Genomic DNA, 435 nt, shown 5'->3' with positions numbered 1-435 from the left:
CGTCATGCTCGAGGAACATCGTCGCCGATGTCGTCCTGCCGGCGACGATGTTCCTCGAGCATGACGACATCTACAAGGGCGGCGGCAACCAGCACATCACGCTCGGCCCGAAGCTGATCGATCCGCCGGAAGGGCCGCGCACCAACCATTTTGTCATCGAGGAACTGGCGAAGCGGCTCGGCGTCTCCGACAGGCCGGGCTTCGGCCTCACCGAGAAGGAGCATATCGACATCATCCTCGGCAAGCGCGGGCTGGGCAGCTTCGACAGCCTGGGCGAACAGAAGTGGATCGATATGCAGCCGGATTTCGAGGCGGCGCATTTCATCGACGGCTTTGGCCATCCGGACGGAAAGTTCCGCTTCCGTCCCGACTGGTCCGGGCAGGCGGCGCCCAACCGGCCGCCGAGGAGCATGGGGCTGTTCGGACCGGTGGAAC

1 pseudogene is annotated in these 435 nt (G+C 64.6%); it reads left to right on the top strand.

What is annotated here, in order from left to right:
• A pseudogene (locus EOA29_RS40165) lies at positions 1–435 on the top strand (molybdopterin-dependent oxidoreductase); the annotation flags it as partial.

Origin of the sequence: Mesorhizobium sp. M1E.F.Ca.ET.063.01.1.1 (assembly GCF_003998155.1) — a bacterium.
GTDB lineage: Bacteria > Pseudomonadota > Alphaproteobacteria > Rhizobiales > Rhizobiaceae > Mesorhizobium.
Note: the sequence above shows the minus strand (reverse complement) of the source record. Positions and strands in the feature narration are given on the sequence as shown.